The sequence below is a fragment of the Sorangium sp. So ce185 genome (assembly GCF_051526825.1).
Taxonomy (GTDB): domain Bacteria; phylum Myxococcota_A; class Polyangia; order Polyangiales; family Polyangiaceae; genus Sorangium; species Sorangium cellulosum_D.
This window is the reverse complement of record NZ_CP150316.1, coordinates 3,685,831-3,705,673: the sequence shown is the minus strand read 5'-3', so window position 1 is coordinate 3,705,673 and position 19,843 is coordinate 3,685,831. Positions and strand designations below refer to the sequence as shown.

Sequence of the window (19,843 nt, the reverse complement as noted above, 5' to 3'; positions counted from 1 at the left end):
GTCAGAACAGGAAGTAGCGCTGGGCCATGGGGAGCACCTCCGCCGGCTCGCAGGTGAGCAGCTCGCCGTCGGCCTTCACCGTGTAGCGCTCCGGGTCGACCTCGATGCACGGCGTGGCGCTGTTGTGGATCATGCTCGCCTTCGAGATCCCGGACCGGGTGTTCTCCACCGCGACGAGCGGGCGCGACAGCCCCGCGGCCGCCCCGACCCCGCGCGCGAGCGACGCCTGGCTGACGAACAGGACCGAGCTCTCGATCGCGCTCCGGCCATAGGCCGCGAACATCGGCCGGTAGTGCACGGGCTGCGGCGTCGGGATCGCGGCGTTGGGCTCGCCCATGAGCGCCATGGAGATCGAGCCGCCCTTGAGCACCATGTCCGGCTTGACCCCGAAGAACGCCGGCGACCAGATCACGAGATCGGCGAGCTTGCCGACCTCGACCGAGCCGATGTGCCGGCTGACCCCCTGGGCGATGGCCGGGTTGATGGTGTATTTCGCGACATACCGCTTGGCGCGGAAGTTGTCGTTGTCCTGCGTCTCCTCCGGCAGCTTGCCGCGCTGGCGCTTCATCTTGTCGGCGGTCTGCCAGGTCCGCAGCACGACCTCGCCGATGCGCCCCATCGCCTGGCTGTCGCTCGACATGATCGAGATGGCGCCGAGGTCGTGCAGGATGTCCTCGGCGGCGATCGTCTCCTTCCGGATGCGGCTCTCGGCGAACTTCACGTCCTCCGGGATGTCCTTCTTGAGGTGATGACAGACCATGAGCATGTCGAGGTGCTCGGCCACCGTGTTCTTGGTGAACGGCCGGGTCGGGTTCGTGGACGCCGGCAGCACGTTGGGCACCCCAGCCAGCTTGATGACGTCGGGCGCGTGGCCGCCCCCGGCCCCCTCGGTGTGGAACGAGTGGATCGTCCGGCCCTTGAAGGCCCGGATCGTGTCCTGGATGAAGCCGCTCTCGTTCAGCGTGTCGGAGTGGAGCGCCACCTGGACGTCGTACGCGTCGGCCACGGAGAGGCAGTTGTCGACGGCCGAGGGCGTGGTGCCCCAGTCTTCATGGAGCTTCAGCCCGCAGGCGCCAGCCTCGATCTGCTCGATGAGGCCGGCGGGCCGGCTCGTGTTCCCCTTGCCGAACAGGCCGATGTTGATCGGCAGCGCCTCGGCGGCCTGGAGCATGCGCCGGAGGTGGAAGCGGCCGGGCGTGCACGTCGTCGCGGTCGTGCCCGCCGCCGGCCCGGTGCCTCCGCCCATCAGCGTTGTCAGGCCCGAGCAGAGCGCCTCCTCGACGAGCTGCGGGCAGATGAAGTGGACGTGCGTGTCGATGCCGCCGGCGGTGACGATCTTCCCGGCGCCCGCGATCACCTCGGTGCCGGGGCCGATGACGATGGTGACGCCGTCCTGCACATCGGGGTTGCCGGCCTTGCCGATGGCGGCGATCCGGCCGTCCTTGAGGCCGATGTCCGCCTTGACGATGCCCCAGTGGTCGAGGATGACGGCGTTCACGATCACCGTGTCGACGGCGCCCTCGGCCTGCGTCCGCTGGGACTGGCCCATGCCGTCGCGGATGACCTTGCCGCCGCCGAACGTGACCTCCTCTCCGTATCCGTGGAGAGCGGTGAGGTCTTGCTCGACCTCGATGAAGAGCTCGGTGTCGGCGAGCCTCACCTTGTCGCCGACGGTCGGGCCGTACAGGCTCGCGTAGTTGAAGGGAGTGATCGTGGAAGCCATCGCCCGGGTCTCCTAGAGTGAACCGTTGATCTTCCCCTGAAACCCCACGGCGGCACGGTCGCCGCCGTAGGCCACCAGGGGCACGTCCTCGTACGTCTGGCCCGGCTCGAAGCGCCTCGCCGTGCCGGCCGGGATGTCGAGCCGCATGCCGCGGGCCCTCTCGCGGTCGAACTCGAGCGCCCCGTTGACCTCGAAGAAGTGGTAATGGCTGCCCACCTGGATCGGCCGATCGCCGGTGTTCTTGACGGTGACCGTCGCGCTCGGCCTGCCTTCGTTGAGCACGATCAGGTCTTTTCTTCTGCTGATGATCTCTCCGGGGATCATGGGACCTCCTCCTCGCCTCTACGGCTTGTCGTGCTCGTCCTGGGGCGCCGACGTGACCCCGAGCCGCGGGCCGATCGGGTTGTGGACCGTGACGAGCTTCGTGCCGTCCGGGAACGTCGCCTCGACCTGGACGTCGTGGATCATCTCGGCGACGCCCTCCATCACGTCTTCGAGGAAGACCACCCGCGCGCCCCTGCGCATCAGATCCTCCACGGAATGGCCGTCGCGGGCGCCCTCCATCACGAAGTCGGAGATGAGCGCGATCGCCTCCGGGTAATTGAGCTTGACGCCGCGCTCCAGCCGCCGGCGCGCGACCATCGCCGCCATGGAGATCAGCAGTTTGTCCTTCTCTCGCGGGGTGAGATTCATCGACTCCTCCTCAGATCGACCAGAAACGCGGCATGCGCGCCGGGTGGCCCGAGCGCGCCGCCCTGAGCCACGAGACCAGATCGGCGAGATCGCGCCGCACGTGCGCCGGCTCCGCGCCGAGCGCCCGGGCCACGAGCGCCCCGCCGACGAGCGTGACGCCCGCGCGGGACGACCCCCGCGAGAGCCGCGCGCGCGCCTCGTCGACCCACGCCGCCGCGTCGTCGGCGACGAGCAGCAGGAGCCCCGCCGCCGTGGCGCCGCCGAAGCCCGCGGGATTCGCGATCTGCGCGGCGACGTCGCCCGAGAGGTCGAGCGCGTCCGCCCACGTGAGCCGCCCTCCGCGCCGGAGGCGCCACACGTCGTGCAGCGCGCCGGCCGTGAAGCGCTCGCCCCGCGCCAGCCGGCCGAAGACGACGAGATCCAGCGCCAGGAGGCTCCCGCCGGGCGCGACGTCGAGCTCGACGCGCCGCTCGAGCCGGGCGCTGTCGAACAGGATCGTCTCCTGGGGCAGCCACTCCAGCTCGGCGCCTTCCTCCGCGCGGAGCCGGAGCGACAGCTGGCTCGGGGCGCCGAGCGACGGATAGATCTTCTCGGCGGCCTGGCTCGTCACGGTGGCCGTGGCGCCGCGGGACGCCTCGATCGAGACCCGGAGGACATCGCCGCCGGCCGTCCCGCCGGAGGTCGTGATGAACACCCCGAGCAGCGGCTCGTCCGGCTCTTGCCGCGGGAAGAGCATGCGACACGGGGAGCGGTGCGCGACGTGCACCGGCCTCGTGCGGTCGTGCCGCTCGAAGCGGACCTCGAGAAACCCGTTGTCCCGTTGCAGCCCCAGGCGGCGCTCGGGGTAGTCCGTCGGATCAGCCAATGAGAGCCCCTGTCGATCGTGCAAAGTGCCCCGCCTCGCCGCTCGCCGATCCGGCCTCGGGCTTGTACTCCAGCCGATGCAGCGCTGTCCATAGGACTTTGGTCCCATGCCGGTCGCCTCTCTCGGCGAGCGGGCCAGCCGTGCGCATGCGGGGCTCGCGCTTGCCGCGGCTTGCCGCGACGTGCGACGCGCAGCCGGTGCTCTGGCGTCAGGAGGCCGAGGATCGAGCCGGATGTCCGTCGTGTAGCCGCCCGGTCACGGTCCTGTCATCTCCGGCGCCGCGATGGAGAAGAATTTGAGCCACAGAGGCACAGAGGGCACAGAGGAGAGAGAAATAGCCTTTCTCTCTCTTCCCTCTGTGCCTCTGTGGCTCATTCTTTCATTCTCTCGTGAAACCAGGGATGAGCTCGGGCGACGCCTCGAGGGGCCAGAGCCGTCGCCGCGATCTCGTCTAGAGTGCGGCCGGCATGCTCGGCCAATCCCCCTTCCCCTGCGGGCGCCTGCGCGTCGCCCTCGCGCTCGGCCTCGGCGTGGCCCTCGCGCCCGCGCCCGCCGCGGCCGACCTCCGGGCGCGCGGCGTGCCGGCGATGCGCGTCTTCGACGTGGAGGACGGCATCCCCCAGATCACCGCGACAGCCGGTGCTCGCGGTCGCGCGTGGGGGTCCTCGCGCGCCGGTTGTCCGGGTGCGCCATCCGTCCCAAGGACGGGTCGTACGTGAAGAACGCATCGAAGAGGTTCAAGAACGCGTGCTTCTCCCGGACCAGCCGGGAGCACACCTCGGGGCCGAGATCGGCGGGCGCCCCGCCGCGCAGGATCTGGAGGTTGAGATCGGCGCCCGGGTTGGCCTCGTCGCGGCTGGGCGCGGGCGCGAAGTTCAGGAGCCACGAGGCGCGATCCACCGCGGAAGCGTTGGCGCGGCTCCCGTGCCATACGTAGTTGTGCAGGAACAGCGCGTCGCCGGCCCGCATCGTCACATCGAGGGACCGCTCCGGCGCGTCGAACGGATCGACATAGAGGCACGCCCGCGTCTCGTCGATGTCGACGAGGGGGATCCAGAGGTGCACGGAGCCCTTGTGGCGCCTGGACGCCTCGGAGAAGCCTTCCTTGCCGCCGTCGACGTCCCGGTGGCGCCGGGTGGCGTACGATGAGCCCGCGCGCACCACCATGACCTGCTCGTACTCGAGGAACACCTCGTCCCCGACGATGCTCCGCAGGAGCGGCCCCAGCTTCTCGGCCAGCGCCTGGAGCAGATAAGGGACCTGGAGCAGCACCTTCTCCAGGTTGATCTTGTCGCGGTAGGCCGCCCTGTCCTCCCCCCACACGTCGGCGATCAGGGGGTGCACGACGGCGCGCAGGGCGCTCACCACGTCCGCGGACAGGACGCCTCGGACCACGGCAAACCCGCGGCGCTCGAAGTGACGCTGGACCTCGGCCGTGTAAAAGGCGTTGTCGACGGCGCGGATCCCCTCCCACACGTCCACGGGCCCTCCCTGATCGAGCGAGTGGGCGAAGTACCGCTCCGCCCTCTCGGTCCCGTCCGCGCCGCGCACCACGTACCGAAACGGCTCGCCGGGAGCCAGCTGGCCCGCGTCGACGGTGTAGAGATGCGGCAGATCGGGGTGCGGCTCGCAGCCGACCGACGTTCCCCCCTCGGAGCGAGCCAGGAGGCTCTCGCCGTGCTGCAGGTGCATCTCGATGAGTCGCTGGCACCTTGGATTCATGGCCGTCATGACGATGGCATATACACCGCCAGCGGCGGGCACAGGGCTCGCCTCTCGCGGTGCATGTCGCGGCCATGGTGGGGTCATGGCGGCCCTGCGCGCCATGGGACCTTGGTCCTACGCCGCAGCGCCGCCGCGCTCGCGTGAACGAGGCCAGGCGTCCCCCGGGAGCTCCCGCCCCTTCCGCCTCGGCGGCCTCCCCGGCTCACGGACCAGGAGAGAAGCGCTCGGCCATCCACGCCTGCCACGACGGCTCGGCGCGGGCGGCCGCGGCTTTGGCCTGGTCGCCGTACAGGTAGAGGCGGATCGGCAGGAAGATCTTGCCGGCCATGGGGAGCGCGAAGATGTGGGCGATGCCGGGCGCCGGCTCGTCGAGCCGCAGGAGCAGCTCCGGATGCTCGCTCGGCCCGGCGCGCTCGACGACGCCGGCGAGGGGCGGCGCGCCGGCGGAGGTGCTCACCCGCTGGCCCTCGGCGGCGCCCGCGAGCCCGAGCTGGCCGACCAGCGCGTCCCACGTCGCGGCGAGCGGCGCGGGGCCGGCGCCCATCACCTGGAGCGCCGCGCTGGGCTCTCCGCGGAAATGGGAGAGATAGAGCCGCAGGATGCGGAAGAAGGCGACCCAGCCCTGCTCGTGACCCTCGAACTGCTTGTCCCAGTCGTCGGTGCTCGCGAACCAGCTGTGCACCACGCGCACGACGCAGCTCCCGCCGGACCGCGCCTCGACGATCCACTCCGTGGCGACGGCGGGGCTCCCCGGCCCCATGTCCTCCGGGCTCTCGGCGGCGAACCGGCGCGGCGGATCCCAGGCCGTGATCTTCGACACCGAGTCCATGCTGTTGCCCGGGCCGAAGTGAGACACGGCGGCGCCGCCCTCGCGCTCCTCCACGTCGCTCGGCACGAACCACGACGAGATCCCGGGCCCGGTCGCGATGGCTCGCCACACCTCCTCGGGGCTGCCGGGGACCTCGACCTCCGCTTGGACGCTCCGGCGGCCGGACGCGTCTTTTTTCACTGGCATGTTGGCTCCTTTCGAATTGTCGCGATCCGGGAGCCGAGCTCCGCGAGCAGCCGGCTCTCGACGAGCTCGACGGCCGCCGTGGCCGCGGCGGATCTCGACGTCAACGTCAGCCACACGTCAGGCTTAACCTTGACAACTTTTTTTGTCAATGACGTCGGCCCGGCGGTCCCCGCGGGGGGCGGGGCCGCGCGCGGCCCCGGTCACGCGCCGCCGGCCCCGGGGAAGAGCCCGGGCTCGATCTCCCGGTAGATCGCGGCGAGGCGCTGCGCCCAGGCCTCCACGCCGTCGTCGCTCAGCAGCCCGTCCTGGCGGATCTCGAGGAGCACGCACGGCAGGCCGCGGGCCTCGCCGTGCACGGGGATGCCGTAATCGCCCCCATCGGTCACGCGGTACGGCTCGTTGTCGCCGACGCAGAGCCCGGGCTCGCGGCGCATCGCCTCGAGGAAGGGCGCGGCGAGCCGCCGATCGCGGCCGTAGAGGACCGCGGCGTGCCAGGGCCGGTCCTGGCCGGGCATCGACGGGGTGAAGCTGTGGACGCTGAGGATCGCCGTGCTCTTCCGGCGCTCCCGCCGCTCGTCGAGGAGCGCGTCGATGGCGCGGTGGTAGGGCCAGAAGCACGCGTCCGCGCGCGCCGCGGCCTCCGCGGCGTCGATGGCGTTGCCGGGGATGGGCACGCCGCAGCTGATCTCGGGGATGGAGGTCGGCGAGCCCAGCGGCCGGTTGCAGTCGATGACCAGGCGGGAGTAGCCGGAGAGCACGAGCGCCGCGTCGAGGAGGGCGGACAGGCGCCGCGCGAGGCGCGCCGCGCCGATGTCCCAGCCGGTGTGCTGGCAGAGCGCTTCCTTCTGCGCGCCCAGCTCGGCGAGGCGCCGCGGGACCGCGTTGGAGGCGTGATCGCAGAGCAGGACCGCGCTGGATCGCCCCTGGGGATTCACCACCTCGAACGCGGGCGGCTCGTCGGGCGCGAGGATGCGCAAGGCAGGCGGGGAGGAGCTCATGGCGTCTCGCCCGAGACATAGCAGACCCGAGCGCCGCCGCGCCGCGCGCGATCGGGAGCGAGCGCGCGCTCCCGATCGCGCGCCGCCCGCGATCGGCCGCGATCAGGGCGGCGCCGTCATGCAGGCGCGCAGCGCGGCCTTGGCGCGGTGCAGGAGGACCGCGACGTGGCCGGCCGAGATGCCGAGCGCGCGCGCCACGTCCTCCCCCGGCTGCTCCTCGAGCATGCGCAGGGTCACCACCGCCTTCTGGATCTCGCAGAGCTCCTCGACGCACGCGCGCAAGCGCACGTGCTCCTCCGCGCGCGCGATCGCCTCGTCGGTCGCCGGGACGACCCCGGCGGCCTCCGGGTGCGCGTCGAGGTCCTCGTGCGGCCGGGCGCGGAAGTGCCGGCGGCGCCGGTTGCGCGCGGCGTTCCGCACCATGCCGGCGAGCACGCCTCCCCACGCGCCGGCGTCCTCCGGGAGCTCGCCGCGCTGCGCGACGGTGAGCAGCGTGCAGAGGCCCTCCTGCACGCAGTCGACCGCATCCTCGGGCGTCACCCCCTCGGCGCGCGCCAGCGCGGCGAGCGCCGCACGCTCGACGCGCACAAGGTGCGACACGCGACCCAGGATGTCGTCCGCGTCCTTGATGGCTTCCATGGTCTACGGAGGTCAGGTCTCGAGCCGCGCCCACATTACACCGGCGCGCGCTGTAATGGATGCCGGCGTCGAGACCTGCCAAGGCATGGAGGCTCGCGCAATGTCCACGAATCCCATCCACGAGATCAACGAGCTCGACTTCGACGCCGAGGTGCTGGAGGCCGGGGTGCCCGTCCTCGTCGAGTTCACCGCGGAGTGGTGCCCGCCGTGCCGCGCGCTCGCGCCGATCCTGCACAAGGTGGCGGAGGAGGGCGCAGGTCGCCTCAAGGTGGTGGCGGTGAACGGCGACCGGAGCCCGGCGCTCGCCCGCCGCTTCGGCATCCGCGGGCTCCCCACGGTCGTCGCGTTCGCCGGGGGCAAGGAGGTGGCGCGCCACGTGGGGCTGACCACGAAGGAGAAGCTCCTGAAGCTGGTCGAGGGGCGAGAGCTCTCCGCGGGGGCGCGGCGAGACCGGGCGGCGCCCTCGCCGCTCTGAGGGCGTCTCGCCGAGGACGACTCGCCGGTGGGTAGCGGTCAACTTTGCCCAGAGAGAGTCCACACGAAGGCGGGAAGGCGGGAAGATCATGAAGGTTTTCTTCCCGCCTTCCCGCCTTCATGTTCACATGTGACCACGACTCGCCGGTGCTCCTTTGGCCTGGCGGCGGCGCGGCGGCTCGGCCCGATCCTGCCGCGGCGGCTCGGCCCGCGATCTGGCTCGCTCCGGGGGCCGCGCCGGCGGCGCGCCCCGCCCGCGTTCTACCGTCGTTGCCGGTCGCGCGGTCGATGCGTACCGCGCTGCCCCTGGTTGTCCCGCTGCCCCTCGGCGGCGGGGAAGCTGACCCGGCGCGTCGCCTGCTCGGTTGCGGAGACCTCGAACGGCCCGACCGGCTGCGGTTCGCTGACCGGCCTACCGTTCTCGTCGACGAGCGTGATCGTCCCGACGTAGTCAGCGGCGGTGACCTGGACGCTCGTGTCGAACCGCTCGCACGGGACCACCTGCCTGGTGACCTGGTTGTTCTTCGCGTCGATGAGCATCAGCTCGACCGCGCTCGCGCCGTACGCCTTGCATTGAGAGGCGTCGGTCTTGTCCTCGATCGACCACTGGACGGTGACGAATCCCATCTTTTCGGGCTCTGTCTCCCCCGGCCGTGTCTCTCCAGGCTCCGTCTCGTCGCTCGTGTTGTGCATGCACGCGACCATCATCGCTGCGCATGCGCATAGCCCTGCCACAGAGTAGATACTTCGCATTCTCAACCTCGCTGTGCTCGGCGCAGATCCCGGCGCCGCGCTCCGCGCCAGCAACGCGGGTGCCACGCTGGTCTCGCGGCGCGGCGGCGAGCGACGAGAGCTCGCCCGCCGGGCGTGAGCCGCGGCCTTGCCCGCGTGGCTGCGCGCCGGCGCGCACAGGGCCCACGCCGTCGGGCCCGGCGGGCGCTGGGCTCGGCGGCGCGCGCGCTGCGGCGCGCACGCGCTGCGCGGCGGCGGACGCGAGCACGGCGGATCTCCGGCGAGCGCACGGAGCGGGCGCGCAGGACTGCCCTGGAGGCCTGCGCCTCGTCGAGGCGCCGCCGACGCCGAGGCTTGCGGGGAGGGCGCGCTCCTTCCCATGCGGCCGGTCGCCCGAGCGTCGCCCTGGGCCGGCCGCCGCGGCTACCCGGGTGGACGGCTCAGGTAGACACGCGTGCGGCCGGGGAACCGCTGAAAGTTGGTGCCCATATCGCCGACGACGGCGCGCGCGATCAGCTTCTCCACGAGGGCGCTCGACAGCGTGTCCATCTGCGGGTGCGAGAGCTCCAGGCGGCACAGCGTCGACGCGCACGCGAGCGCGGTCACCTGCACTTCCCGCGGCAGCGCCTCGCGCAGCTTCGCGCCGAGCTCCTCCTCCGCCTCGGCGCGCCAGCGTGGATCCGGAGGTTCCCTCTCCACCCGATCGCTGAGCTCCTGATAGAAGGCATCCATCGCCCGCGCTCGCGCGGCCGGATCCTCTCCGGCGGAAGGTCCACCCGGCCCGACCGCCGCGAGGGTGGCCTGATCGACCGTACGCAGCCGATGCTCGACGTACCCCACCGCGCCGATCGAGCAGGCGACGGCCACGAGGCTCAGCATAGTTGAGTAGCGCACGGCCTTGCCAGACGGTGAAGGGTTAGAACGCACGAACGGAGCGAACACCCGACTGAGTGTTGCTGCTCGTGCCGCCCAGCACCGGCGGAAGCACGCACTCGACCACGTAGCTGTTCGACGCCGAGCCGGTGCCGATGTTGACGCTGAAATTCAGCGTCGCGACGCCGGTGAACACCCCCGTCGTGCTCGCGAAGGGGGTCGTCCCCAGCACGTTCCCCGACCCGTCATAGACGCGGCCTCGGCACGACATGACGCCCAGAACCTCATCGCCCGTCTGATCGTCCACGACAGCAGAGAAATTGATCGTCCCCGATCCGAGGTTCGCCTCGATCGGCACCGGACACAGCAAGGAGGCGCCCTGAAAACCGTAGGTCCCGCTCAGCAGGTGGCTCGTGACCTCCTCGTCCGTCCCATACTGAGGCTGGCAGATCGATCCGTGCACCGCGGCGTCGGACGTCGTCGTCGCGAGCACCGCCCCGACGAGGAGCGACCCCGCGAAGAGCACCCTCGGCAACGTCAAACGAGCCGAAAAACCGGCACACCGCTCCCTCAACGCGCGCATTCTCGCCATGGAGATACCCCTCATTCCACAATCCAAAGAGTGGACCACGAATCGGTGGCGGACCGACCCCCGCGAGCCTGCAGAGCGCCCGCAGGAGGACCGAGAACCGGGCTCCTCGCGACGGCCTAGACCCTCCGGCCGTCCTCGACTCGCGCTGACGGTCTAGCGCGAGCTCCTATCTACGTCAAGCCGACAACATGAATGCTTCGATCATGAACCATCATGTCACGCTCGCATCGTGACATGTCACGATCGCAGACCGATTCGTCACGTGACATCTCACGATCGCCGTTCGCGGACATGGGCTCGGCGTTGCGCTCGCCGCCTGCGACAGCGCCATTTTCCCCCAGCGATGGACGGATCCAGCTCGGCGGAAGTTGCCGCCCGCGCGCGTCGACGCGCGCGGCGATGAGCCATCCGCTCGCCCCTCCGGCCCGCGATCAGCCGGCCTCGATCACCGCGCCGCGCGGATCAGCGGAAGTCGTCGATGTTCATGTTGAATCGCCGGATCCACCGGTGCACCTGCGCGCGATCTCTCCCGAGCTCGCGCGCCACCGCGGCGACGTTCCCCCGCCGCTGCACCAGGAGCTCCCGCAGCACCTTCTCGTCCGGGGAGATCCTCGGCGGCAGCGTCGCCCTCGGCGCGTACGCCCCCTCGCCTGCAGGCATCGGCGCCTCGTCCGGGATCGGCGTGGCGCGGGCCTCGTCCGCGGGCGGCGGCTGCGACGCCGAGCTCCGGGCGCCGTAGCCCCGCATCGTGCGCCGGATCTCGTCGCTGAGGTCCTCGACGTCGAGCTCGGCGCCGCGATCCCTCGCGGCCCAGCGCTTGATGAGCGCCTCGAGCTCCCGCACGTTGTAGGGGAAATCGTGGTGGAGCAGGCCCGCCATGAACGCCATGCTGGGCCGCGCCACGGGCCGACCGTGGCGCCTCGCGAGCGCGATGCACAGCGAGAAGATGTCTTCCTTGCGCTCGCGCAAGGGCGGGAGGGTGATGCGGAGCTCGTTCAGGCGAGCGAACAGGTCGGCGCGGAAGGCGCCCGTCTGCTGGAGCGCGTCGAGATCGCGGTGGGTGGCGGCGACGATCCGCACGTCGACCTGCTCGGGCTGCGACGCGCCGAGCGGCGTGATCTCCTTCGACTGGATCACCCGGAGGAGCTTCGCCTGGGCTTCGAGCGGCATATCCCCGATCTCGTCGAGCAGGAGCGTGCCCTGGTGGGCCGCGCGGAGGATGCCGAGCCGGTCGCGGTCGGCGCCCGAGAAGGCGCCGCGCTGGTGCCCGAAGAGCTCCCCCTCGATGAGCGCGGCGGGGATCGCCGCGCAGTTGACGGCCTGGAGCGGCCCGCGCCTGCCGCTCCAGTCGTGGAGCTGCTCGGCGAAGATCTCCTTTCCGGTCCCGCTCTCGCCGAGGATCAGCACCGACAGCTCGCTGCGCGCGATCTCGCGCAGGCTCCCGGCGAGGCGCTGGCTCTGGTAGCCGCCGACGATCCGGCTCGTCGAGGCGCGCGGCCGAGCCCCCGCCGGCGCGTCCGGATCGTCGAAATACGCGCCGTCGATGCGGTAGTGCGCGTAGCTCTCGGCGTCGCTCTCGACGAACTTGAAGATGGCGTCGCCGATCCGGATCTCGTCGAGGTGCGCGAGGACGGCGTCGGCGACGAACTCGCCGTTGTGCAGCGTGCCGTTGCGGCCGCCGAGATCGAGGAGCTGCCAGACGCCCCCGCGCCGCTCGATGCGGGCGTGGTGGCGCGACGCGGTGCGCGTCGGTATGTAGATGTCCGCGCTCGGGTCGCGGCCGAGGACCGAGCCCGACTCGGAGAGGCTGTACGCCGGGCGAAACTGCTCGTAATTGGGCGCATAGAGCAGCACGATGCCTGCCCCCGAGCTCACGCGCCCGGCGGTCGGCGCGCCAAGTCGCATCGATGCCGTGGTGCTCAACGTCGCTGTCGATGCGCTTCTGTCGCCGGACATCGTGTGGGCCATGCTACCAAACATCCCCCGCGCGGCGCAGGCTTTGTTCCGTTCACACCAGCTCTCGTCGCGTCGGTTCCGTGCCTTCCATGCGACACCGCTCGCGCGGGACACGTTTTGCTACATCGACGCACAGGACCGGGACCGCCAGGTCTTCCGGGCGGCCCCGCTGGCGGGGACGGCCGACGTCGTTCTCGACGTTCACTTTCCTTGATAAAGGCTCGCCCCCCGGGCCATCCAGGGAGGGCCGCGGGCGTCGCTGCCTCGGCCCCTCCGGATGACCCTCCAGCAGATTTTCGAAGAGAACGCGGCCTACGTGTGGCGCGTGCTGCGAAGGCTCGGCGTTCGCGACGCCGACGTCGAGGATGTCTGCCAGGAGGTGTTCCTCGTGGTCCACCGGAAGCTCGACACCTTCGATGGCAGCTCGGCGCTGCGCACATGGCTCTACGGCATCTGCCTGCGGCTCGCGTCGGAGTACCGGCGGCGGCCGCACCGGAGGCGCGAGGAGGTGGCGGGCACCGTCCCCGAGCAGATCATGGCGGCGCCGCAGGACGAGACGCTCGACCGCCGCCGCGCGCTCGATCGGCTCGACGCGGCGCTCGATCAGCTCGACGACGACAAGCGCGCCGTGTTCGTCCTGTACGAGATCGAGCAGATGCCGATGGCGGAGATCGCGCAGGCGGCGGGGTGTCCGCTGCAGACGGCGTACTCGCGGCTGCGCGCGGCGCGGGCGCAGATCGAGGCGACGATGCGCCGGCAGGAGCTCGTCGCGGCGCCGGCCGAGGCCGCGCGGATGACCGCGAGGAGCAGCGCATGAGCGACGAGCTTCCCAGGTTGATCGACGCGGACGGCAGCCCGGACGCGCTCCGGCTCGGGCTCGAGGCCGCGCGGCGCGACGGGCCGGACGAGGCCCGGCTGGCGCGGCTCGCGGCGCGGCTCCCGCTCGGGGGGCCAGGCCCGTCGGGCGGCTCGGCCGCGCCGTCGGGCGGCTCCGCCGTGCCGGCGGGGCTCGCTCCAACCGTGGCCGTCGCGCCGCCGACGGTCCTCTCCGGCCTGGCGATCGGCGCGGCCGTGGGCGCCGTGCTCGTCGGGGCCGTGTGGCTCATGCCGTCGCGCTCGCAGCCGCCGCCCGGACCGCCCCGCGCCGCGGCGGTGGCGACCGCGCCGAAAGCGGCGCCCACCGCCGCCCCCGTCGCGGAAGCGCCGGCGGTCCCCGCGGACGCCCCCCCTGCGGCGCCGCCGGCGCGCGGGCTCGATCCGGAGCCGCCGCGCCCTCCGGCGAGCGCGCCGGCGCCCCCGCGCGCGCCCGCCCCGGCGACCGACGCGAAGGTCGCGGGGGATCCGGCGCAGGCGGCGCTGCCCGACGCCGAGACGGAGACCGGCCTGCTGCAGCGCGCGCAGGACGCGCTCGGCGCGCGCCCCGCCGAGGCGCTCGCGCTCACCGACGTCCACCGCGCGCGCTTCCCGAGCGGCGCGCTCTCCCAGGAGCGCGAGGTGATCGCGATCGGCGCCTTGAAGGCGCTCGGCCGCGGCGGCGAGGCGCGCGCCCGCGCGGAGCGCTTCGTCGCGGAGCACCCGAGCTCGGCCTACCGCCGCCGGATCGAGGTCCTCGTGCCGGAGCTGAGGAGCGACCCGCGATGACGGCGGTCCCGCCCGCACAAGACGCTTGAAATCCGGGAGCAACCTGGACATGTTCGCCGCGGCTGGACGCGAGCGGCGCCCCGCGACGGCTGCGCCGGGCCGGAAGGATCGCGCCCGGGAAGGCATCACCGTTCATGCGCACGCCCGAGAACGCTCGCGAGAGCCGCCGAGAAGCGGCCTTGGGCGTCGTTTACGGCATCGCCGCCTACAGCGCGTGGGGCGTCGTTCCCGTCTTCTGGAAGCAGCTCCGGCACGTCGGCGCGGTCGAGATCCTGGCCCACCGCACGGTGTGGAGCCTGCTCGCGTTCGCGGCGCTCACGCTGGCCACGGGGCAGCTCCGCGCGCTCGTCGCGGCGCTCCGCGACCGGCGCGTCGTCGGGGCCATGGCGGCGACCGGCGCGCTCGTCTCGGCGAACTGGGTCCTCTTCATCTACGCCGTCGCGGTGGGGCGCGTGCTCGACGCGAGCCTCGGCTACTTCATCAACCCGCTGCTCAGCGTGCTCCTCGGCATGGTCTTCCTGCGCGAGCGGCCGCGCCCGGCGCAGTGGATCGCGCTCGGCCTCGCCGCCGCGGGCGTCGTACACCTCGCCGCGCGCGCCGGCTCGGTCCCCTGGATCGCGCTCGCCCTGGCCGGGACGTTCGGTGTCTACGGCCTGCTGCGGAAGGTCGTGGCCGTCAACGCGCTCCCGGGCTCCACGCTGGAGACCCTGTTCGTCGCCCCGCTCGGCGCGGCTTACCTGGCCACCCTCCACGCCCAGGGCGCCGGCGCCATGGGCCACGTGGATCTCCGCACCGACCTCCTCCTCGCCGCCACCGGCATCATCACCGCGCTGCCGCTCGTCTGGTTCACCAACGCGGCGCGACGCCTGTCGCTCACCACCCTCGGCTTCCTCCAGTACCTCGCGCCCAGCGGTCAGTTCCTGCTGGCCGTGCTGGTCTATGGCGAGCCGTTCACGGCCACCCAGGCGGTGAGCTTCGCCTGCATCTGGACCGGGCTCGCCGTGTTCAGCGCCGACGCCGCGCTGCGCGCCCGCCGCGCGTGATCTCGCGGCCCTGACCTGCCGGCCGATCGCGCGCGCGCTGATCGTCCCAGGCTCAGGCCAGCTGCGGCCGACCGAGACGCGCGCAGTCCGTACCGCGCGATCGTCGGCGAGTTCGCCCCGGTCGTGCGACTCGTGTTCTGGATCCGGTCTTCCGTGGGACAGCGCATTTTCCTGAGCCGCGCCGGGCGCCCGCGAACGACTTTGCTGGCTGTCCTGTCACCCGCAGGCGGCGGGCGCTGCCCGCCTCCGGAGGAGCGATGTCGATGAACTGGACCCCTTTTCACCCCGCCTTCTCGACCTTCAATCGCGCAGCATTGACCGTAGGTGCGGCGCTCCTCGGCGTCGGCTGCATCGCCGAGCCGGACCTCGCCGGCGCCGAGGCCGTGGGCGATACCGCGGAGAGCTTCGAGGCCTTCGCCGCGACGGTGTACCGCGAACCGGAGAGCGGCCTGTACATCGTCGACGGTGACACGCCCCTCCAGGATGAGCTCGAGCTCCGCCGGTTCTTCGACCGGCACGTACGCGACGGGGCGCTCATCGTGCATCAGGTGAGCGGCGTCGACGCGAGATGGAACGACGTGGAGAAGCTGAACATCACCTACTGTGTCAGCACGAGCTTCAACGCCCGTTACGACGCCGTGGTCGAGGCCATGACCGACGCAGCTGGCGCCTGGGAGCAGGCGGCGCAGGTCGACTTCGTGCACGTCAGCGCGGAGGACGCGCGCTGCAGGGCCAGCAACAACAACGTCGTGTTCGACGTCCGACCGGTCCGTTCCGGGAAGTACCTCGCCCGCTCGTTCTTTCCGAGCTTCTCGCGCGCCGATCGCAATGTCCTGATCGACGCGTCGTCGTTCGACACGGCCCCGCCGCTCACGCTGGCGGGCATCCTGCGCCACGAGCTCGGCCATGCGCTGGGCTTCCGCCACGAGCACACGCGACCCGAGTCCGGCACGTGCTTCGAGGACAACAGCTGGCGCGCGCTCACGACGTACGACTCGAGCTCGGTCATGCATTATCCGCACTGCAACGGGACGAACACGTGGGCGCTCACGCTGACCCAGAAGGACAAGGACGGCGCCGCGCTGCTCTACGGGCCCTGAGCAGGACGAGCCTGGGCGGCTCGCGACTAGGCGCCGGCTCCGGCGGAGAGCAGGCCCTCGCGCAGGCGCCGCTCCACCGCGAGATCCACGGTCGTCACGACGTCGCCGGGGTCGGCGACCGTCGCGCCTTCGACGTCACGTCGCCCGGAGCGAGGCGCCGCCAGAACGGCAGCATGCGCTCGCTCGCGACCTCCTCCAGGAAGGCGCCCACGCGGGCCAGATCGGGGATCGGCATCGCGGCAAGATACGTCCCCTGATATTGTCCGCTCCAGGCAAAGCGGCACGAGGATCGCCTTGCGACGCCGGCGGCAGCGCGCTCCCTTCCCGCGCGCGGGAAGCGAGCGCCCGCCGCGCCGCGACCCGAGGGCAGACGATGAGCTCCGAACCGACCGCACCGATCGCCGACCTCTCGCAGATCCCGGCGCACATCGCCGGCCCCGCGGCCTGGTACGGCCCCGCGATGGCGCGGGGCGACGGCTGGATCGAGCACCTCACGCCCGCGGAGGTCGAGGAGGTCGAGGCCGCCGTCCGCCGCTTCGGCGAGACGGGCGCAGATCCGGCGCAGATCCGCAGCGAGGGCTTCCCGCTGCCGACGCTCGCCGCGCGCCTCCGCCGCGTGCTCGACGAGGTGCTCGACGGCCGCGGCTTCGCCCTGCTCCGCGGGCTGCGCGGCCGCTGGCTCGACCGCGGCGGCCGCGACGACCTGCGCGCGGCCGCGATCGCGTTCCTCGGCATCGGCAGCCACCTCGGGAGCGCGCGCTCGCAGAACGCGCGCGGGCACGTCCTCGGTCACGTCAAGGACCTCGGCCTGTCGAGCCAGGACCCGAGCGTGCGTGTCTACCAGACGCGCGAGCGGCAGACGTTCCACACCGACTCGTGCGACGTCGTGGCGCTGCTCTGCCTCCGGACCGCGCGGGCGGGCGGGCTCTCGGCCCTGGTCAGCTCGATCACGCTGTACAACGAGATGCGGCGCGCGCGCCCGGACCTCGTGGAGGCGCTGTTCGCGCCGATCGAGACCGATCGCCGCGGCGAGGTGCCGGCGGGCGAGAGGCCGTATTTCCGCATCCCCGTGCTCAACTGGCACGCTGGGCTCCTGTCCGCGATCTACCAGCGACAGTACATCGAGTCGGCGCGCCGCTTCCCCGACGTCCCGCCGCTCACGGCGCGTCAGGTCGAGGCGCTCGACCTGTTCGACGCGCTCGCCAACGACCCGGCGCTCCACATGACCATGGAGCTCCGCCCGGGCGACATCCAGCTCGTGCATAACCACACGCTGCTGCACGATCGCACGGCGTTCGAGGACTGGCCGGAGCCGGATCGCAAGCGGCACCTGCTGCGCCTGTGGCTCGCTCCGCCCGGGGCGCGGCCGCTGCCGCCGGTGTTCCGCGAGCGCTTCGGCTCGCTCACCCCCGGCGACCGCGGGGGCATCGTGGTGCCGGGCGCGCGCCTCCACGCGCCGCTCGCGCCTGCGTGAGCGGTCGCGCGCACGCGGGCCCGCCGCGTGCGCGCGCTGCTCGCTCAGGGCGCCTGCGCTCCGCGAGGCAGCTCACTACCGCGTCACGACCGCGCGCGCGTTGCCTGCCCAGGGTGCCTGCTCCGCGAGGCAGCTCACCGCCGCGTGCGCACGCCGCGCCCACATGGCGCCGGCATGCGCCTCGCAGCCCCTCTCCGCATGGCTCCCTTGCCTCCGGCCCGAGCGGCAGAGGAATGCTCCGGCGGCGACCCCGGGCCCGCGCCGGTCGGCGGGGCGCTCGTCCCGGTCGCTCCGCCCGCCGCCCTGAACGCGCCCGCCGCCCGCCGCGCGCGGTGGAGGGCGCTGCTCCACGCGGCGCTCGCGGCCTTCGGTCTGGCCGCCTTGGCCGCGCTCATCCGCCATGTCGGCGCGGCGGAGATGCTCGCCGCGGTGATCCGCGCCGCGCCGTTCTTGCCGTTCCTGGTCGCGCTGGAGGCGGCGCGCGTCGGCTGCGAGGCGCTCGCGACCGGCCTGCTCTGCGCCCCGCGGCGCGTCCCGGCCGCCGAGCTCCTTCGCATCCACGCGGTCTCCTACCCCGTCATGACGCTGATGCCGGCCGGCCGCGCAGCGGGCGAGGCGGTCAAGGGCGCGCTGCTCGCCCCCTACGTCGGCGCCCCGCGCGCGGCGGCGATCGCCACGGCGAACCAGTCGCTCGCGCTCCTGGGCGCGGCGCCGCTGTCGCTCCTCGCGGCCGCGGCGCTCTTCCGGATCGGCGGCGGCGCCTCCCCGTTCGCCCTCGGCGTGCTCGCGCACGCCGCGCTCCTCGTCGCGAGCGGCCTCGGCGTCGCCTTCGCGGCGCGGCAGCGCGCCGCCTCGGCGTGGATCACCCGGCGGTTCGCCCGCGCCGGCCAGCTCACCGCCGCCTTCCAGGAGGCGGTCCGCGAGCGCGCGCCCGTCCCGGCGTGGCCGTTCGCCGCCTGCGTCGCGGGCCGCGCGCTCCAGGCGGCGCAGTACGCCGTGCTCCTCGCCGCCGTCGGCGCCGAGAGCGGCCCGCTCCGCGCGCTCGCCGCGTACGGCGTGGGCGCGGCGGGCACGGCGGCCGGCGACCTCATCCCGGGGCAGATCGGCGCCACCGACGGCGCCTTCACGCTCGCCGCCCCGCTGCTCGGGCTCACCGCGAGCTCCGCCATCGCGGTGTCGCTGCTCGTGCACCTGCTCCAGGCGGCGTTCGCGCTCGCGGGGATCGCCGCCGCGCTGGCGTGGCGGCGCAGCCCGCCGGGGCGGTGAGCCGAGCTCGGCTGGGGCCAGGGAGGTCGCGCGCGCCTCCGGCGGGCGCTCAGCGGCGCTCGCGCTTGAGGCGCGTGAGCTCGGCGAGGGCCTCGGCCAGCCGCCGTTCGGCCTCGTCGGCGCGCTGCCGCTCCTCGTCGGCGCGCTGCCGCTCCTTGTCGGCGCGCTGCCGCTCCTCGTCGAGCCGCCGTCTCTCCTCATCGAGCCGCCGTCTCTCCTCATCGAGCCGCAGCTCGGTCCGCTCGATGCGCGCCTCGAGGTCGCCCACCATCGTGCCGAGCCTGTCGAGCAGCTCGCGCGTCTCCGGCAGCGCATCTTGCCCGTGAAAGAAGCGCAGCCGATCGCCGTCCAGGCCGAGGTCCAGGGCGAGCACCGCGCTCGAGAGCCGCCCCTCCTGCGGGACGATCGGCTGGTAGCGCCCGCTGCCCTGGACGAGCCGGAACCCGCGGAGCTGGCGGCGGCGCCGGTCGAAGACGAAGTACTCGGAGATGCCCAGCGACGCGTAGCGGGTGACGTTGTCCTCGAGATCCTTCTTGCTCTTTCCTCTCCATAGGATCTCCAGCGCAAAGTCGACGCCCTTGCCCTCGGCGCTCACGGACCAGTGGGCCCGCTCCTTCACCTCCACGTCGAGCACGGCGATGAGATCCGGCGCGAACATCCGCTCTGCCGGGTAATAGACCGGCAGCTCGCACGCGAGGTACACGCGCCGCCCGATGCGCTGGAAATACCCGCCCAGCGTGTCCCGGGCCGCCACCTTCGGGTTGAAGTGGAAGTCGCCTTCGGGAGGGCTCGCCTCCGAGACCTCGAACTCCGACGGGAGCGTGTCGAGGACCCACTGCCGCTCCTCCGGCGTCATGCGATCCCAGAGCTCCTGCGGGGGAGCCCGAGGATCGTCGGGGTCGATCTCCCAGGACGTCGGCGCGCGCTGCATGGTCCGAATCATAGCGAGCCCGCGCGGGCGCGACCAGCCAGGGGCTGGCAGCCCCGCGCGCGAGCCACGCGATGGAAGCAGGCCGCCGTTCGGAAGAACGCCG

Annotated in this window: 22 protein-coding genes; 8 read left to right on the top strand and 14 right to left on the bottom strand. The window is 72.5% G+C overall.

The window, feature by feature from the left end; translation table 11 throughout:
- Window position 1 precedes the first annotated feature (1 nt).
- The 8 genes from ureC to WMF26_RS13810 all read right to left on the bottom strand — a co-directional run bounded on the left by ureC (window position 2) and on the right by WMF26_RS13810 (window position 7,658).
- Window positions 2–1,723 carry an urease subunit alpha gene (ureC, locus tag WMF26_RS13845; protein WP_438000720.1) on the bottom strand — a complete coding sequence of 574 codons (1,722 nt, stop codon included), beginning with the start codon at window positions 1,721–1,723 and terminating at the stop codon, window positions 2–4.
- A gap of 12 nt (window positions 1,724–1,735) precedes the next feature.
- Window positions 1,736–2,047 (bottom strand): urease subunit beta, encoded by a 312-nt coding sequence (locus tag WMF26_RS13840; protein ID WP_438000719.1) that lies wholly within the window; start codon window positions 2,045–2,047, stop codon window positions 1,736–1,738.
- Between the two features lie 18 nt (window positions 2,048–2,065).
- Window positions 2,066–2,416: an urease subunit gamma gene (locus WMF26_RS13835; protein ID WP_438000718.1), complete on the bottom strand. Its 351-nt coding sequence runs from the start codon at window positions 2,414–2,416 to the stop codon at window positions 2,066–2,068.
- Between the two features lie 10 nt (window positions 2,417–2,426).
- Entirely contained in the window at window positions 2,427–3,281 is an 855-nt protein-coding gene (locus WMF26_RS13830; RefSeq protein ID WP_438000717.1) for an urease accessory protein UreD, read from the bottom strand.
- Between the two features lie 624 nt (window positions 3,282–3,905).
- Window positions 3,906–5,012, bottom strand: a complete 1,107-nt coding sequence (locus WMF26_RS13825; RefSeq protein WP_438000716.1) for a phytanoyl-CoA dioxygenase family protein — start codon at window positions 5,010–5,012, stop codon at window positions 3,906–3,908.
- A gap of 196 nt (window positions 5,013–5,208) precedes the next feature.
- A complete protein-coding gene (locus WMF26_RS13820; RefSeq protein WP_061629207.1) occupies window positions 5,209–6,021 on the bottom strand; it encodes an SRPBCC family protein in 813 nt (270 codons plus the stop codon).
- Window positions 6,022–6,221: 200 nt separating this feature from the next.
- On the bottom strand, window positions 6,222–7,019 hold the full coding sequence (locus WMF26_RS13815) for an N-formylglutamate amidohydrolase (RefSeq protein ID WP_438000715.1): 798 nt from the start codon (window positions 7,017–7,019) through the stop codon (window positions 6,222–6,224).
- 102 nt (window positions 7,020–7,121) lie between these two features.
- Entirely contained in the window at window positions 7,122–7,658 is a 537-nt protein-coding gene (locus tag WMF26_RS13810; protein ID WP_020734746.1) for an RNA polymerase sigma factor, read from the bottom strand.
- Between the two features lie 100 nt (window positions 7,659–7,758).
- On the opposite strand from WMF26_RS13810, the gene WMF26_RS13805 reads away from it, so the two are divergent.
- Window positions 7,759–8,133 carry a thioredoxin family protein gene (locus WMF26_RS13805; protein ID WP_044988165.1) on the top strand — a complete coding sequence of 125 codons (375 nt, stop codon included), beginning with the start codon at window positions 7,759–7,761 and terminating at the stop codon, window positions 8,131–8,133.
- A gap of 260 nt (window positions 8,134–8,393) precedes the next feature.
- On the opposite strand, the gene WMF26_RS13800 is transcribed toward WMF26_RS13805, so the two are convergent.
- The 4 genes from WMF26_RS13800 to WMF26_RS13785 all read right to left on the bottom strand — a co-directional run bounded on the left by WMF26_RS13800 (window position 8,394) and on the right by WMF26_RS13785 (window position 12,204).
- Window positions 8,394–8,759, bottom strand: coding sequence for a hypothetical protein (locus WMF26_RS13800; RefSeq protein ID WP_061629219.1), 366 nt, complete (start codon window positions 8,757–8,759; stop codon window positions 8,394–8,396).
- A gap of 528 nt (window positions 8,760–9,287) precedes the next feature.
- The gene (locus tag WMF26_RS13795; protein ID WP_437337507.1) at window positions 9,288–9,758 is read right to left on the bottom strand and encodes a hypothetical protein; all 471 of its coding nucleotides are present in this window, start codon (window positions 9,756–9,758) and stop codon (window positions 9,288–9,290) included.
- 22 nt (window positions 9,759–9,780) lie between these two features.
- Window positions 9,781–10,278, bottom strand: a complete 498-nt coding sequence (locus WMF26_RS13790; protein ID WP_438000714.1) for a hypothetical protein — start codon at window positions 10,276–10,278, stop codon at window positions 9,781–9,783.
- Window positions 10,279–10,791: 513 nt separating this feature from the next.
- Window positions 10,792–12,204: a sigma 54-interacting transcriptional regulator gene (locus WMF26_RS13785; protein WP_438000713.1), complete on the bottom strand. Its 1,413-nt coding sequence runs from the start codon at window positions 12,202–12,204 to the stop codon at window positions 10,792–10,794.
- On the opposite strand from WMF26_RS13785, the gene WMF26_RS13780 reads away from it, so the two are divergent.
- The 5 genes from WMF26_RS13780 to WMF26_RS13760 all read left to right on the top strand — a co-directional run bounded on the left by WMF26_RS13780 (window position 12,185) and on the right by WMF26_RS13760 (window position 16,069).
- Window positions 12,185–12,499 (top strand): hypothetical protein, encoded by a 315-nt coding sequence (locus tag WMF26_RS13780; protein ID WP_438000712.1) that lies wholly within the window; start codon window positions 12,185–12,187, stop codon window positions 12,497–12,499. The two genes, WMF26_RS13785 and WMF26_RS13780, sit on opposite strands and share 20 nt — an antisense overlap.
- 63 nt (window positions 12,500–12,562) lie before the next feature.
- Window positions 12,563–13,102, top strand: a complete 540-nt coding sequence (locus tag WMF26_RS13775; RefSeq protein ID WP_437337503.1) for an RNA polymerase sigma factor — start codon at window positions 12,563–12,565, stop codon at window positions 13,100–13,102.
- A complete protein-coding gene (locus WMF26_RS13770; protein WP_438000711.1) occupies window positions 13,099–13,926 on the top strand; it encodes a hypothetical protein in 828 nt (275 codons plus the stop codon). The genes WMF26_RS13775 and WMF26_RS13770 overlap by 4 nt, the downstream gene beginning before the upstream one ends.
- A gap of 179 nt (window positions 13,927–14,105) precedes the next feature.
- Window positions 14,106–14,969, top strand: coding sequence for an EamA family transporter RarD (gene rarD / locus WMF26_RS13765; protein WP_438000710.1), 864 nt, complete (start codon window positions 14,106–14,108; stop codon window positions 14,967–14,969).
- Between the two features lie 263 nt (window positions 14,970–15,232).
- Entirely contained in the window at window positions 15,233–16,069 is an 837-nt protein-coding gene (locus tag WMF26_RS13760; protein WP_438000709.1) for a matrixin family metalloprotease, read from the top strand.
- 94 nt (window positions 16,070–16,163) lie between these two features.
- Here WMF26_RS13760 and WMF26_RS13755 read toward each other — a convergent pair whose 3' ends face one another.
- Window positions 16,164–16,304, bottom strand: coding sequence for a hypothetical protein (locus WMF26_RS13755; RefSeq protein WP_438000708.1), 141 nt, complete (start codon window positions 16,302–16,304; stop codon window positions 16,164–16,166).
- A gap of 138 nt (window positions 16,305–16,442) precedes the next feature.
- Here WMF26_RS13755 and WMF26_RS13750 point away from each other — a divergent pair, with 138 nt between their 5' ends.
- Window positions 16,443–17,543 (top strand): TauD/TfdA family dioxygenase, encoded by a 1,101-nt coding sequence (locus WMF26_RS13750; RefSeq protein WP_438000707.1) that lies wholly within the window; start codon window positions 16,443–16,445, stop codon window positions 17,541–17,543.
- Window positions 17,544–17,741: 198 nt separating this feature from the next.
- Window positions 17,742–18,809, top strand: a complete 1,068-nt coding sequence (locus WMF26_RS13745) for a lysylphosphatidylglycerol synthase domain-containing protein (RefSeq protein WP_438000706.1) — start codon at window positions 17,742–17,744, stop codon at window positions 18,807–18,809.
- Between the two features lie 49 nt (window positions 18,810–18,858).
- Here the strand turns inward: WMF26_RS13745 and WMF26_RS13740 are convergent, their stop codons facing one another.
- The gene (locus tag WMF26_RS13740) at window positions 18,859–19,740 is read right to left on the bottom strand and encodes a Uma2 family endonuclease (RefSeq protein WP_438000705.1); all 882 of its coding nucleotides are present in this window, start codon (window positions 19,738–19,740) and stop codon (window positions 18,859–18,861) included.
- Between the last annotated feature and the right edge of the window lie 103 nt (window positions 19,741–19,843).

Coding starts and splice junctions, on each gene's coding strand:
- ureC (WP_438000720.1), bottom strand. CDS start 1,723: ATGGCTTCCACGATCACTCCCTTCAACTACGCGAGCCTGTACGGCCCG.
- WMF26_RS13840 (WP_438000719.1), bottom strand. CDS start 2,047: ATGATCCCCGGAGAGATCATCAGCAGAAGAAAAGACCTGATCGTGCTC.
- WMF26_RS13835 (WP_438000718.1), bottom strand. CDS start 2,416: ATGAATCTCACCCCGCGAGAGAAGGACAAACTGCTGATCTCCATGGCG.
- WMF26_RS13825 (WP_438000716.1), bottom strand. CDS start 5,012: ATGACGGCCATGAATCCAAGGTGCCAGCGACTCATCGAGATGCACCTG.
- WMF26_RS13820 (WP_061629207.1), bottom strand. CDS start 6,021: ATGCCAGTGAAAAAAGACGCGTCCGGCCGCCGGAGCGTCCAAGCGGAG.
- WMF26_RS13815 (WP_438000715.1), bottom strand. CDS start 7,019: ATGAGCTCCTCCCCGCCTGCCTTGCGCATCCTCGCGCCCGACGAGCCG.
- WMF26_RS13810 (WP_020734746.1), bottom strand. CDS start 7,658: ATGGAAGCCATCAAGGACGCGGACGACATCCTGGGTCGCGTGTCGCAC.
- WMF26_RS13805 (WP_044988165.1), top strand. CDS start 7,759: ATGTCCACGAATCCCATCCACGAGATCAACGAGCTCGACTTCGACGCC.
- WMF26_RS13800 (WP_061629219.1), bottom strand. CDS start 8,759: ATGGGATTCGTCACCGTCCAGTGGTCGATCGAGGACAAGACCGACGCC.
- WMF26_RS13780 (WP_438000712.1), top strand. CDS start 12,185: ATGCCTGCCCCCGAGCTCACGCGCCCGGCGGTCGGCGCGCCAAGTCGC.
- WMF26_RS13775 (WP_437337503.1), top strand. CDS start 12,563: ATGACCCTCCAGCAGATTTTCGAAGAGAACGCGGCCTACGTGTGGCGC.
- WMF26_RS13770 (WP_438000711.1), top strand. CDS start 13,099: ATGAGCGACGAGCTTCCCAGGTTGATCGACGCGGACGGCAGCCCGGAC.
- WMF26_RS13760 (WP_438000709.1), top strand. CDS start 15,233: ATGAACTGGACCCCTTTTCACCCCGCCTTCTCGACCTTCAATCGCGCA.
- WMF26_RS13755 (WP_438000708.1), bottom strand. CDS start 16,304: ATGCCGATCCCCGATCTGGCCCGCGTGGGCGCCTTCCTGGAGGAGGTC.
- WMF26_RS13750 (WP_438000707.1), top strand. CDS start 16,443: ATGAGCTCCGAACCGACCGCACCGATCGCCGACCTCTCGCAGATCCCG.
- WMF26_RS13745 (WP_438000706.1), top strand. CDS start 17,742: ATGGCTCCCTTGCCTCCGGCCCGAGCGGCAGAGGAATGCTCCGGCGGC.
- WMF26_RS13740 (WP_438000705.1), bottom strand. CDS start 19,740: ATGCAGCGCGCGCCGACGTCCTGGGAGATCGACCCCGACGATCCTCGG.